Below are 13,338 nucleotides of genomic sequence, written 5' to 3'. Positions count from 1 at the left end.
ATCCGGCCGACAGCCGAGGTGCCGCTCTGGTCGAGCCGCGCACCACATCGCGCCAGACGCACAGGTACGGCTCGGCCAACCACGGTCAGGCTCCGCACACCCGACAAGCAACCGCCCGCCCGCCGATAGGTCGCGACCTGCAGCTTCGCCGGCCGCGCCCCTGTGATTCCCAAGCTCAGAGCGCGGGTTCGATTCCCGTCATCCGCTCCATTACCAAAGCCCCGGGTTTACCGCCCGGGGCTTTTTCTCGTTGTCCTTCATTCCACGTCCGACCCCGGACCGCGTAGCGCGCCCTGATGAACAAGCCGCTGTTCCAGGCCGCCCATTGCATGTGCGATTCCCTCGATGAGGTCGGTGACCTCCCACATGGGCCGACCATCGCTCACTCCGAATGCCAGCAACGCCTCGTGAGCGCGCTCGACCGCGACGCGCTCCGTCGTCGGCCACTGCGTCAATTGCGCCCCAGAAGCGAGTCCGGAGGCGACGTCATGGCGGGGGCGCCGAAGTGATCCGCAGGGTGTTTTCAGTGGGGGGGCGGCCAGGTGAGGGTGTAGCCGGTGGCGCGGTCGAAGGTCACTTCGACGGCCGGGGGCGGAAAGCCGAATTCGCGGGCGCTCCATTCGGCGACGGCCGCGGCGGCGGCCTCCGGCTGGTAGTCGGTCGGCATGTAGTCGAGCGTGTTGACCTCGATGACGACGAGGTCGCTCTGGTGTGAGCCCTCGATTTGCGCGGCCACCTGACGGAGGCCGAACTCAAGCTGGGTCACGTCCTCTTCGGTGGCCGCGTCGTCGAGGACGTGCAGCCACACGTGATCGGTGACCCGGCGTGCGCCGTCGGGCGGCGTCGGCGGCGTCGAGACGGCGGCGGAGAGTTCGGCGTACAGCGCCCAGGGACCGAGGATCTTGCGGTAGACGAAGGGGCTGGGACTCAACGGAACTCCAGGCTTGTCGGATGTGCTGGTCATGACTGGTCACACGGCTGGTCGCAGCTCGTCAAGGCGGTCGGCCCCTAGTCGAATGTGAGGTGGCCGAAGACGGATTTGTCGAAGAAGTGCTCGGGGCCCATGCCGGTCGGCCGGGTGATGTACTCCAGCCCGTGGTCCGTTTTCCCGGTGTCGGACATCAGGCTGTAGCGGTCGAGGAACGCCTGCGCCTCGTCGTCGGTCATCTGTGAGATGTCGACCTTCTTGAGCTTGGCGAAGTCCTTCTCGTGGATGGTAAACCGCATGAGTTCGAGATCGGCGTTCTCCGACCTCCGGAGTTTGAGCGCCAGGTACTTCTCCGCTTCGGCACGCGACCCCCAGGAGTAGACGCCCGGACCGAAGTGAGCGCGATGCATTTCCAGCGGCCAGGGCTCACCCGTGCCGCGCAGCCGCGCCGCGTCGTCGAGTCCCTGGACGGAGAAGAACTCCAGGCATTTCAGCCCCAGGGGATCGCACCATGACAGGGGATTCGGCACGTACGCGTAATGGTTGGGTCCGGGATCGAGCCCGAGCGGATCCGGGCTGAAGTAACCGCCCACTTCCGGGTCGTAGTAGCGGAAGACGTTGTAATGGAGACCCGTCTCCGCGTCGAAGTACTGGCCGGGGAAGCGCAACGGGCACTGGACACCGTCGGCGGCGTCGGGCGGGCGGACGCCGTAGAGCGTGCCGCGGGCCCGCCAGACCACATCGCCGTCCGGGTCGACCAATTCGGTCGGTGAACCGACCAGATCGGTGACGATCGCGTAGAAACGTGCGTCGATGTCGCTCTGCGGCGAGTCGGCGGTCAGAACCCGCTCGGTCTGGCAGACCGGTTGATGACTGCCGGGCAGGGCGTCCCAGGTCGTGACGGCGACCGTGCCGTCGCCAGAGCCGGAGCCGGAGCCGGAGGCGGTGGAGACGATCTGCTCGGCCAGCTGCATACCGTCCCAGACGAAGTCAGTCCTGCTGACGACCGTGCCGTCCTCGCCGATCCCGAGCTTCGCCGTACGGCGCCCCAGGGGGTCGTACAGATACCTCCAGCGGATCCCGTCGGGCGTGCGCACCTCGACGAGCCGGTCCTCGGCGTTCCAGAGGAACCGCCAGGCGGTCGTGGTCCCCGAGAGCGTCCTGCGCACGCGGCGGATCACCCGGCCCTGCGCGTCGTGCGCGTACGAGGTCCGGCCCGCGCGCCTGATCAGCGTGCCGTCGTACACACGGTCGCCGGTCACGGCGGAGGCTTCCGCGGCACCGTTCGGGCTGCTGTCCCCGAGCCGCCCGGTGTCCCACTGACCGACCACGACGTTGCCCAGCGCGTCGTACGCGTATCGCTCGGTCCAGCTCTCGGCGGACACCGCGGTGACCCGGCCCATCGCGTCGAGGGTGAATCCGCGTCCGCCCGCCGCGTCCGTGACGCGGATGACGTGGTCGTCCGCCCCGTATGCGTACGTACGCCGGGCGGCCGGCGTCCCCGGCCCGTCCGACGAGCCCCCGCGGCTCACAGTCAGGGAGGCGAGGCGACGGTTGCTGTCCCACTCCTGCCGGATCCTCACCAGGCCGCCGTCGAGGACCCGTTCGGTCTCCACGCCGCCCACGTCATATCCGAACGTTATGTGCCGGCCGGAGGCGCGCAGGGCCGTGGGACGCATCCCCGTGTCCCACTCCCACGTGCTCACCGCGCCGCTCGGGGTGCGGCGCTCGGTCCGACGGCCGAGCCGGTCGTACGTGTTGGTCAGCGTGCGGCCGTTGACGGTCTGCCGAACCGCCCGTCCAAGGGCGTCGTGTTCGAGCAGCAGTTCCGTGTCCGCGTTGACGGCACGAGTGAGCCGGTCGATCGGGTCGTACTCCATGTACGTGACGCTGTCGCCGTCGTGCCACTCGACGGCGCGTCCGGCGGCATCCCTGACGTAACGCGTAGCCTCACCGGCGCCGTTGATCCGCTCGACGAGCTGGCCCGCGGCATCGTGGACGTACCGGACCGTCCGGCCGTTGAAGTCCGTTTCGCCGCGGAGTACACCGCGCGGATCGTAGTCGTAGGTCCACTGCCGGCCGGTGGCGTTTGTGACCGAGGTCAGCCGCAGTTCGGTGTCGTAGGCGAACCGCAGGGTCGTGCCGTCGGCGAGGGTCTTCGTCATCAGACGGTCGAAGGACCCGACGTCGAAGCGCGTCACAGTCCCCTGCGGATCGGTGTGCCGGACGAGATTGCCGTCGGCGTCGTGAATCCACTCTTCCGTCGTCCCGTCGGGACGCGTCCGGCCGCGAAGCTTGCCTTCCGGCGTCCAGTTGAGCGTCGATTCCGCGCCGAGGGCGTCGACGATCCCGATGATCCGGCCGAACGCGTCGTAGCTGTAGCCCGTCACCGCGCCGTCGACGTCGGTGGTGGCCGTCGGCAGGCCCGCGCCGTTCGGCGTCATCTCGCGAACGCCCCCCAGGGCGTCGGTGATCCGGACGAGCCGACCGCGCGTGTCGTAGTCGCGTCCGGTGACAGCGCCCAGCGGGTCGACCGTACGGATCAGATTGCCGCGCTCGTCGTATTCGTGGCGCCACTCGGCGCCGTCAGGCAGCGTGACCGTCTCCGGCAGCCCCAGCGGGCTGTACCTGACCGTGGTCACGGCGCCGTCGGGCCGGGTGAAGCGGGTCAGGCGGCCGGCCTCGTCGTGGGCGTAGCCGGTGCTGCGGCCCAGGGCGTCGGTGCGGGACAGCAGATTGTCCCGGCGGTCCCATGTCCGGACGGTGGCGTTGCCGAGGGGATCGGTCGTACGGACGAGCTGGCCCAGCTCGTTGAACTCGTACGTCGTGGTGTGCCCGAGCGAATCGGTGACGCGTGTGGTGCGGTTCGCGGTGTCGTAGGCGTAGTCGTAGGCGAGCACGTTTTCCGAGCCGGCCGTACGGACACAGCGGCCTTCCGTGTCGTACTCGTACCGGTACCTCGTGCCGCCGCGGTCCTCCCAGCCGGTGACACGATGATGGTCGTCGTAGCTCAGGCGGAACGGCAGAGTGGAGGAGTCGATGATCTCGGTGAGGTCGCCGCGCTCGTCGTATCCATAGCGGAGCACAACCGGCCGGTCGGCGTCGCTCAGCAGCCTGAGCTCGGTTATTCGCCGGTCCTGCGTCGTCAGACCGACGCGATAGCCAGCGCTGTGCCGGATCTCGTGGGGGACGCCTTCCGCCGTGTGGAGGACATCGATGACGTTCCCATTGCGGTCCGCGACGGACGTGAGCGCGAGTTCCGCCGGGGGGCCGCCCGGCAGCGCCCGGAAGCCAAGGATCTGGCCCTGACCCGGGCGCGTGATGCGCATCTCCCCGCCCGGAACACCGTCCCAACGCAGAGGCCAGCGAGGCCCCTCGGCCGGGAAGACGTCCCAATCCGGGTTCGGAATCGGGTAATAGAGGACCATTCCGTCCTCGGATGTGTACTGCGCTCCCTGATCGTCCAGGACGAGACGCTGATCCAGGCCGGAAGCCCACGACGTGCCGAACCACCGGCCCGCACGATAGGACGACACATGGTGCCGTTCCAGCACCAGCGGAAGAACTCCGGGCAACTGCATGTCCACCGCGGACATGACCATTTCGCCGGTCGCGATGTCGATCGGATCGCCGCACCTGAAGCGCCTGAACATGCGGACTGCGGTCTCGCGCATGTCCCGCAGGGCGGCGCCGCCTTTGCGGATGCTGTTGGCGATGTTCTCCAGGGCCTTGCCGGATTTGAGGAGGGCGGGGAGTTCGCGGGCCATTTTGAGGAGGCCGCCGGCGGTGGTGAGGCCCTTGAACATCGGGATGCAGTCCAGCGCCGCGAACAGGACGTCCCAGAGGCTGGCCTGGCCCTTGAGGTATTTCATGACGGTGTCGGCCAGGACCAGGACGGCGGCGGCCAGGACCAGCCAGGCCAGGGGGCCGCCGATGATCAGGACGACGATGCCCAGGACCGCGACGATGACCTTGCAGACCGCGATGATGTCGTCCCAGTGGTCCGCGACCCAGTCGACCGCCTTCTCCCACCAGTGCTTGTTCCTGATCCCCGCATCCGACGCCTCATGCAGCGCGTGCTGCGCCGTCGAGGCCGCGTCGTCCCGCAACTGGGCCGCGTCGGCCGCGAGTTGCTTGGCCGCGTCCAGCTTCGCCTGCGCATTGTGGACGGCGGTGGAGGCGGTGGTGTGGGCGCTGTTAGCGTCCGTGGCATTACGGGCCGCCGCACGCACCTCCTCCGCCGACGGCGGCGGCACGTCCGGCTTCGGGTCCTCCTGATACTGCCTGGACTTGTCCTGGGCGCGCTTCACCCACGCATCAGCGTTCGTGAGCTGCGACTTGGCGGTGTCCAGCTCCTGCCGCGCCGTGCGCCCCTGCGCCAGCGCCCGGTCCGCGTCCCCCTGCGCGGTCTCCAGCTTCGGCCAGTAATCATCCAGAGCCCCCGACGCGAGGCGGTAGGACCGCTCCAGCTTGTCCAGCTCACCGGGAAGATCCCCGAACTGCTGCCGGTACGCGTCCCCCGACAGCCCCGCCCACTCCTGCACCACGGTGTCACCGCTCAGGCCCCGCACCGACCGCAGCGCCGAGGCGACATCATCGGCGAAATCCCCCAGCTTCCGCGCGAGTTCCTTCACCTCGAACGGATCACCCGGCACCGGATCCCGGTCCAGATCCAGCACATCCCAATCCGTCGGACGCCCCGTCACCCCGCCAGCACCCCCATCGTCAGCCTCGGCGAACAGCCATTGTTCCACCCGATGTCTGTGACAGCAGAGGTACGTGAGCAACCCGCCTACGATCTGGTCCCATGCGGACCGGACCCGCAACATCTCAACCGTTCTCGCGAACAGCGATCGCCACACATCCCCTTCGCACGGAACTGGGCCATGTTCGAGATCGCTCCCTCAGAGCGCGGGTTCGATTCCCGTCATCCGCTCCATTGATAGGGCCCCAGGTCCGAATTCTGGCACGATGCGTCGGAAGCGGTCTTGTTGGAGAAGCCGGATGATCTCGGTCGCGGTGCCAGCGGCATCGAAATCTTCAAGGCCTCTTCGGCCAGCCTGTACGATCCGTTCTTCTGTCGAAGTCCTGACATTAAGAAGGGTGCTGGGCGAAGCCCATGGAGCTTGCCCGTGCAGCCATTGGACGAGTCGGGTAAGGCGTGCGGACCTCAGCGCTCCCGCTAGAGGTGACGCACCGCTCAAACTGCTCACCGACTCTCTGAGGATGAGATCGAGAGCGTTGGCCAGTCGGTGAAGGGGGAGGCCGTGCTCGCTCAACATCAGATGAAGCGCAGCATCGGGATCGACGGTACCCGTGACACCGCCGGTCCGAGGAATCGGCAACTCCGCCACGGTGCCGATCTCGATTTCGTCGCCGCCTCCGTCGAGCACCAGGTCAACACGGGAGGCTCGCTTGGGTTCATCGATTGGAACGGCGGCATAGTCTTCGACAAATCCAGTCGACCCGATGATCAGGATCGGGTGATTGAGCAGCAGGCCCACGAATCCGACCTCCACCCGACCGCACCTTACGTAAATCTCGCCCGGCCACGCATGGCCTCGACCGAGAAACCTGCAAACCGATCAGTTGTGTCGCATTCGTGAACCAGGCACGGCTTGTCCCCGCCGGCACATCATCCCTGATTCCTCCCAGTCCCGCTCTTCGAGAGCGCCAAACGGGACGTGCTCCATTCGACCACGCAGTGGCCGACCTCAAATCGGCGAGTTGCCCCTACCGGTGAGCCAAAACCAACTCATCAATGGTAATACCGATGGCGGTCGAAATATCCATCATGACAGCTCGCGCGCCCGCCTCCACGCTTTTCGTCCCGGTGACGATGTCTTCAATGATCTCCGGAACCCCACCGAAGGAGTTCGCGGAAATGGCCGGGTGCAGCCACTTCATCCATTCTTTGACGGATTCAACTCCATATCGAATACGCGCCGCCGAGACGTCTTCCGACGATGCCATGGACAGAATCCTCAACGCCGCCACGAGGCGCTCCTCCGGGTAATTATGCCCGGCAAGTACCCGGTCGATCTGCGAAATGGAGGAAACCTCGGCTGATGAAGCCACGAATCCCTCTCGACTTCTCAGGTCCGGCCAGCTCTCCTGGCTCGGATCGATGACGACCGTCACGTCCGTTGCCGCGTCCCACGCGTCGGTACCGACCGACACCAGGGTCGAGGACCCCGAGCTCACGGCCGGCCATGCGAAAAACGGCTGCTCCGAGCTCTCTCTGAACGTCAGATATCCGGTAGCGAGGAGCAGTCGACCGGTGAAGACCGGTCGGGGTGCGACTGGTGAAGTCCCACGCCACACTCCTACCCTCACCGGTGCGATCTGAGCACGAGTAGCGACCATGACATGCTTTTGATCACTCACCGGAGGAGAGTCCACCAATAGGTCGAACTCCGGATCCTCGCCTGACCCAATCACCAGAAGGCCGTGATTCAGGATCACCTCGATTTCGCCGATTTTCATATTCTTCTCCCAGTCAATTCCTTCGCCTATCCACCCGAAACGTGTGAACGCGCAAGCTCCATCAACTCTTCGTAGTTCCCCTTGGGTTCGTAGATCTGGTGGTTTCTTCCGATGCGAGCCAGAACTTGCACCGCCCTGCTCTGGATTCCGCTGCACACAGAGCAATGACTGAAAACGCGGTAGCTGAAGCCGACGGGACTGACACTGACAGGCGGCTGGTGATCGCCGATCTTCACCGGGCCGGCACCGGGCTGCGTATCGCCGCAGGTGTGGCAGACATCATCTTGAACTGCGTCTCGAATTTCTTGGGGCAAGGGGTCCGGTTCCGTCGTAGAAATTCCTTCGCCGCTCGCATGGGGTCCGACGGAAAGGGTATCCAATTGCTCCTGAGTGATCTCTACGTCGCAGTTGTGGACCAGGACTGATGTGGCCCCCGCCAGCACATAGTACGAGTGCTACGCGACCCCTCTCTACCTGCGTTTTCGCAGGTAGAGCGACTTTCGGTGTCTCGCTGGGGTACGGGGTCGGCCGGGGTTGTTCGTGGTTGTTGCCGTCACTCCTGCCGTCGGCGGTGTAGACCAGTCACGTGATCCGGGGGCCTCGGCGGCTTGGCCGTCGAGGCCCCCGTTGGGCGAACGGCTTGCCTCGCGCCCCGATGGTCGGGCAACCCGGGGCGGAGGGGTCGGGCGACGGCGGGTTGTCGGGAGCTTCGCTCCCCGCTGGAGGCAGCCTCGGCCACCGCCCTCGGTGACCGCGGCGACGGACGTGAGGGTCGGCCCCCTGGCTGGCCCTCTGTCTGCGATCCGGCCGTAGGACGGTCGCAGGCGACAACTTGCTCCGCCACGGGGCAAGGAGTCCTTACGCCACAACTTGCTGCCTGCGGGCATCGGTCGGGACCGCACCCTCGGCGCGGGCCCGGTCTCCGCCGACACCCCGCGTCGGGCGTCGGGTGCTTGCCCAGTGACGAGTCGGTCGGCGACGGTCGGCGAGCTCCGGCGGACAGGGCCCGCCTTGAACCTCGTAGAGAAAATCTGGACGCACCCCGGCCCCTGGCACGTCCTGCGGCCGACAGATCAGCAGCCTCGCTCGGTGCCGCCCGCTTCAAGGGCTTCGACGCGGGCACGCAGGGCGGTGAGCTGATCAATCGTCTCGGCCAGTGCCAGCTCCAGTGCCTCGACGCGCGCCGCCGTCCCGCCGACGGGCGTGCTCCCCGCCTCCCCGTCACCTGAGTCGCCGTCGATGCCGTCGATGCCGTCGTCGGGGTGGGCGACGAAGGCTCCCTTGCCAGGGCGGGAGATCGCGTAGCCGTCCTGCTTCAGCAGGGCCATGGCCTTCTGCACGGACAGGCTGGAGGCCCCGTACTCCGCCATCAACACGGCCTGCGTCGGCAGCGCGTCCCCGGGCTTCAGCTCCCCGGAGCGGATCCGCTCCCGCAGGGCCTCGGCGATGACCTCGAACGTCAGCAACACCGTGCCGCCAGCCGGTCTACGCCCGCGCCGCCCCACTGTCACCGCAGGTCACCCGCCCTCTCTGCGCCACTACCACCGAAATCCGGCCCGTCCAAAACGGAAGACCGGGGCCACAGTACCCGCGTCCCCACCGACCACCGAAACAGATGAGGAGGGATGTACTTGAATGCGCGCGTGAAGCGATGCTACCTTCACGCACCGCCGCAGAACAGCACCGCTGACCAGGCCAGACGTCCCCGGCCCACCATCCGCGCCCGCCATAACGCGCACCGCGCCCACGTGCGCCGACCACCCGGGTCGCCCCTCAATCGCCTCTCCTCTTCTCCCGACTCCTGCCGGAGGTCTGTCCCCATGCCCGCACAGCTCCAACTCCCCACCCCCGCAACCACCTTCACTCCCGCCAGCACGGCGTTCGCCGCACCGGCGCGCACCACCAGCCCCGACACGTCAGCGAACAGGAACTCGGCGCTGGAACGCCGGGCGCGGCTGACCGCCAGGCTGGCCAAGCTCGCCGCCGCCGGACACCTCGCACCCTGGCCCGGCAGATCGGCCCACTGGGCGGCTGCGCACGCCCGATCCGGATGACCGGTCACCGCACCCGCATGGACACCGCCACCGGCCAGATCCTCGACCACCTCGACACTCGCCGCCTCCCAGCCGGGGAACTCCTGCTGCGCTGCGGCAACCGCCGCGCCACCCGCTGCCCCTCCTGTTCGCACGTCTACCGCTACGACACCTACCAGCTCATTGCCGCCGGACTACGCGGCGGCAAGGCCGTCCCGGCCACCGTCTCCACCCACCCACGCGTCTTCGCCACCCTCACCGCCCCCGGCTTCGGCCCCGTCCACAACCAACCCGGCGCGTCCCCGTGCACCTGCGGCACCCGGCACACCGACGGCGACCCGCTGCTAGACCCGCAGCGGTACGACTACACCGGGGCGGTGCTGTGGAACGCCCACGCCCCCGCCCTGTGGGCCCGCTTCACCACCCACCTCCGGCGCGAGATCGCCCACGCCGCCGGACTCACCCAGCGCACCCTGCGCCACCACGCGACCCTGTCCTACGCCAAGGTCGCCGAGTACCAGAAGCGCGGGCAGATCCACTTCCACACCGTCATCCGCATCGACGGACCCACCGGCCCCACCAGCACCCCACCCGCCTGGGCCACCACCGGGCTCCTCGACCACGCCGTCCGCGCCGCCGCAAAGCGCAGCCGCGTTCAGCCTCAACGGCCCTCCCAGGCAGGGAGGGCCGACCTGGCACAGGGTTCGGAGCCTTCGGTGTTCCGATTCGGGCAGCAGATCGACGTCCGGGCGATCCGCAGTACCGACTTCACCGGCGACGGAACCCCCACCGACCGGCACGTCGCCGCCTATATCGCCAAGTACGCGACCAAGGGAGCCGAGACCACCACCGGCACCCTCGACCGCTAACTGCGGTTCCTGGCCGAACTCGCCCAGCACGACCTCACCGACCATGCGCGCCGCATGATCCACACCGCCTGGCACCTCGGAGCCCAGCTCCGGCATGCCCACCTGCGCCTGCGGCAGTGGGCCCACATGCTCGGATTCCGAGGCCACTTCTCCACCCGCGCCCGCCACTACTCCACCACTCTCACCCAGCTCCGAGCCGATCGCAGCGCCTGGCGCACCCGCCAAAACGATGCCCAGGAGCGGGCAGGTGAGGGCGGGCCGGTCACTGACCAGCGCAGTGACCGCGCTTACCTGACCGCCGGTCACACCGACCCCGACGCCGGTCACCCCAGCGGTCACCACGCGCAGAGCGGGCGACGCGCCGGCACGGACACCACCCTGGTGATCTCGCACTGGCAGTACACCGGCAGCGGCCTCCTGCCCGAACTCGCCCACCTCGCCGACCTCCTGGGCGCTGCCCCGAAGCCCCTACCTGAGCAAGCTGCCCGCCCCCGGCAGGCGCGACGCCCCGGTGACCGGGCCGGTCACTCCGGCGCCCCGCTGACCGCCCCTGTCCGGAGTGCGGTGACCGGGTGACCGCCGACGCCGAGCTCCTCACCGTGCCCGAGGTCATGGCGCGCCTGAAGATCAGCCGCTCCAGCGTCTACGACCTCATCCGCACCCGCCAGCTCGCCTCCCTCACCATCGGCCGCGCCCGCCGCATCCCCACCCACGCCCTTGACGCCCTCGTCCACCACCAACTCGAACAGGCAGCCTGATGACCAACCCCAACACCAACACCACCTCCACCAGCAGCACCGGCACCGGCTCGCGCAGGGTCCGCGCTAACGGCGACGGCACCGTCTACCAGCGCAAGGACGGCCGCTGGGAAGCCGCCGGATACGTCCTCGCCGCAGGCGACACCCGCAAGCGCATCCACGTCTACGGGAGCACGAGGAAGGAGGCGCTGGCTCTGCTGACGGAGAAGGTCGCCACCAGCAACCGCGGCATCGCCGCCCCCTCGGCGCAGGGCAGCGTAGGGGCGTTCCTCACCTACTGGCTGGAGACCGTCGCGGTCCACCGGCTCCGGGAGAACACCCACACCCGCTACACCGCCTGCGTGCGCCTGTACGTCATCCCCGGTCTCGGCAGGAGGAAGCTCGCCAAGCTCACCGCCAAGGACGTCCGCACCTGGCTCGACCACCTCCGCACCACCTGCAAGTGCTGCACACGCGGCCTGGACACCGCCCGCGACCAGCCCCAGTGCTGCGCGGCCGGGACCTGCTGCCGCAAGCGGCTCTCCCCGCTGACGCTGGCCTACGTGCACTCCGTGCTCAAGTCCGCCCTGGAGCACGCCGTCCGCGAAGAGGAGATCCCCCGCAACGTCCGCATGGGCACACCCCGACCCCGCCGCTTCGAACCCCTCACCACAGAGGAAGCCCGAGCGTTCCTCGCCGCCGTCGACGGACGCCGACTCAGCGCACTGTTCGAACTCGCCCTGCACACCGGACTGCGCAAGGGCGAACTCCTCGGCCTGCGCTGGGAAGACCTCGACCTTGCTGGCGGAACCGCCAGCATCCGCCGCACCTTGCAGCGCACCAACTCCGGCGGCCTGACCGCACTGCCGACCAAGACCCAGAGCTCGGAACGGCGCATCGCCCTACCCACCGAATGCCTGCACTCCCTCGAACAGCACCGCGACCGGCAGCGCCAGGAGCGCGAAGCGGCAGGGGCGGGCTGGAAGGCGAGCGGCTACGTCTTCACCCGGCCCGACGGCAGCCCGATCGAGGGCACCACCCTCACCCGCCACTTCAACGCCCTCCTTCGCCGAGCCGCCCTGCGACGCATCAGGTTCCACGACCTCCGACACTCAGCAGCCACCCTCCTCCTGGAGCAGGGCGTCGAACTCGTCGTGATCAAGGAGCTCCTCGGTCATGCCCACATCGGGGTGACCGCCACGGTATACGCCCACGTCCGGCTCCGCCTCCAGCGCGACGCCATCGACCTCCTCGGCAACGCCCTCCGCCACCCCGCCCAGCCCGCCGCTGGATGCGACGACAGCGACGAACCACCCACTTGTGCAGCACCCGTCCGCTGACGTTGCCGTCAACTACTGCCGTCAGAGACCCTCAGCGGCCCCACTGGAAAAAACAGTGGGGCCGCTGCAATTCCGCTCAGTACTATCTTGACAGTCTCGAACGCGTTCTACTCGTACACGACTGCCGCACGAAAGATTGCTGCAATCAACGCCCAGTCGGGCACCTCAGGAACCGGCTCGCCGATGACATTCTTAAAGAATCCGTCCATCGATTTAGTCCAACGCGCGGAGGCGTCCACAAAGTCCGAGGTGGATGGATTCTGCAGTTCCAATTTTCCATCGCGCAGAAGGATTGCCAGCCCTTGCAGGTATTTGGCGAGATCCTCGCGCGTGTTGACTACGTTCAATGCTGGGTCCGGCCAGTTCACGGCCACTCCACTGGGTCGAAGTGCTGAATCAAGATCGATGCCCCGTCATTTTTAGTGGTGAACTTCCACGCCTCCCCTGCGATTTCTTCGGGAGTCGCCATCCGGAACGGCATCTGAATCCCAGCCTTCTGAAATGCAACGAGCCGCCGATTGTCCAACGAGAAGAGATTTCCATCCTTGTACTGAAGTCTCACCGTGGGAAGATCTTCTGGCTTAATATATCCAGATCGCAGACCGGCCGCCGTCTGCTCAATCGTCTCTCCACTGCCGAAACGTGGGCTGACAGTATCCTGCGAAAACCTCACCAGGCTCGGGTCGATTGTCCCGTTGCAATTGTGCACCAGCACCGGCGTGCTACCGGCGAGTACATAGTACGAGTGCAGGTTCGCGACCGTGAGGTCGTACGTCACTGCCGTCGTGTGGTAATTGCGGACCGCGGTGACGACGGCGGTGGTGCCGTCCGACTGGCGGAGGTGGGCGCCGGGGGTGAGGTGGGAGGCGTCGGTCCACTGGGAGGTGGTGACGTTCCAGAAGGGGTGGTGCCAGGTGGTGGTGAGGACGGCCACCGCCGCGGTCT

At 67.4% G+C, this 13,338-nt stretch carries 11 protein-coding genes and 1 pseudogene; 5 read left to right on the top strand and 7 right to left on the bottom strand.

The genetic code is table 11. The features are described from left to right. Positions 1–523: 523 nt before the first annotated feature. From ACZ37P_RS20720 to ACZ37P_RS20705, 4 genes are all read right to left on the bottom strand, one after another. Positions 524–931: a hypothetical protein gene (locus tag ACZ37P_RS20720; protein WP_401717332.1), complete on the bottom strand. Its 408-nt coding sequence runs from the start codon at positions 929–931 to the stop codon at positions 524–526. Positions 932–1,008: 77 nt separating this feature from the next. Next, positions 1,009–5,607 carry a DUF6531 domain-containing protein gene (locus ACZ37P_RS20715; RefSeq protein WP_467347935.1) on the bottom strand — a complete coding sequence of 1,533 codons (4,599 nt, stop codon included), beginning with the start codon at positions 5,605–5,607 and terminating at the stop codon, positions 1,009–1,011. A gap of 225 nt (positions 5,608–5,832) precedes the next feature. Next, positions 5,833–6,447, bottom strand: a complete 615-nt coding sequence (locus ACZ37P_RS20710; protein WP_467347933.1) for a hypothetical protein — start codon at positions 6,445–6,447, stop codon at positions 5,833–5,835. Positions 6,448–6,661: 214 nt separating this feature from the next. Further along, entirely contained in the window at positions 6,662–7,414 is a 753-nt protein-coding gene (locus tag ACZ37P_RS20705; protein ID WP_467347931.1) for a hypothetical protein, read from the bottom strand. Positions 7,415–7,578: 164 nt separating this feature from the next. On the opposite strand from ACZ37P_RS20705, the gene ACZ37P_RS20700 reads away from it, so the two are divergent. Then, a complete protein-coding gene (locus tag ACZ37P_RS20700; protein ID WP_467347929.1) occupies positions 7,579–7,839 on the top strand; it encodes a hypothetical protein in 261 nt (86 codons plus the stop codon). Between the two features lie 648 nt (positions 7,840–8,487). Here ACZ37P_RS20700 and ACZ37P_RS20695 read toward each other — a convergent pair. Further along, positions 8,488–8,883, bottom strand: a complete 396-nt coding sequence (locus ACZ37P_RS20695; protein WP_467347927.1) for a winged helix-turn-helix domain-containing protein — start codon at positions 8,881–8,883, stop codon at positions 8,488–8,490. A gap of 351 nt (positions 8,884–9,234) precedes the next feature. Here ACZ37P_RS20695 and ACZ37P_RS20690 point away from each other — a divergent pair, with 351 nt between their 5' ends. The 4 genes and pseudogenes from ACZ37P_RS20690 to ACZ37P_RS20675 all read left to right on the top strand — a co-directional run bounded on the left by ACZ37P_RS20690 (position 9,235) and on the right by ACZ37P_RS20675 (position 12,393). Further along, positions 9,235–9,468: a hypothetical protein gene (locus ACZ37P_RS20690; protein ID WP_467347925.1), complete on the top strand. Its 234-nt coding sequence runs from the start codon at positions 9,235–9,237 to the stop codon at positions 9,466–9,468. Next, a pseudogene (locus ACZ37P_RS20685) lies at positions 9,465–10,892 on the top strand (replication initiator). The gene ACZ37P_RS20690 and the pseudogene ACZ37P_RS20685 overlap by 4 nt, the downstream one beginning before the upstream one ends. After that, positions 10,889–11,074 carry a helix-turn-helix domain-containing protein gene (locus tag ACZ37P_RS20680; RefSeq protein ID WP_467347923.1) on the top strand — a complete coding sequence of 62 codons (186 nt, stop codon included), beginning with the start codon at positions 10,889–10,891 and terminating at the stop codon, positions 11,072–11,074. Before ACZ37P_RS20685 ends, ACZ37P_RS20680 begins: the two are co-directional and overlap by 4 nt. Further along, positions 11,074–12,393 carry a tyrosine-type recombinase/integrase gene (locus ACZ37P_RS20675; protein WP_467347921.1) on the top strand — a complete coding sequence of 440 codons (1,320 nt, stop codon included), beginning with the start codon at positions 11,074–11,076 and terminating at the stop codon, positions 12,391–12,393. Before ACZ37P_RS20680 ends, ACZ37P_RS20675 begins: the two co-directional genes overlap by 1 nt. A gap of 107 nt (positions 12,394–12,500) precedes the next feature. Here the strand turns inward: ACZ37P_RS20675 and ACZ37P_RS20670 are convergent, their stop codons facing one another. Together ACZ37P_RS20670 and ACZ37P_RS20665 are read right to left on the bottom strand one after the other, a co-directional pair. After that, positions 12,501–12,761, bottom strand: a complete 261-nt coding sequence (locus tag ACZ37P_RS20670; RefSeq protein WP_402712795.1) for a DUF7660 family protein — start codon at positions 12,759–12,761, stop codon at positions 12,501–12,503. Beyond that, the gene (locus ACZ37P_RS20665) at positions 12,758–13,327 is read right to left on the bottom strand and encodes a polymorphic toxin-type HINT domain-containing protein (RefSeq protein ID WP_467347919.1); all 570 of its coding nucleotides are present in this window, start codon (positions 13,325–13,327) and stop codon (positions 12,758–12,760) included. Before ACZ37P_RS20665 ends, ACZ37P_RS20670 begins: the two co-directional genes overlap by 4 nt. Between the last annotated feature and the right edge of the window lie 11 nt (positions 13,328–13,338).

The organism is Streptomyces sp. NPDC024632, from assembly GCF_055559175.1.
Note: the sequence above shows the minus strand (reverse complement) of the source record. Positions and strands in the feature narration are given on the sequence as shown.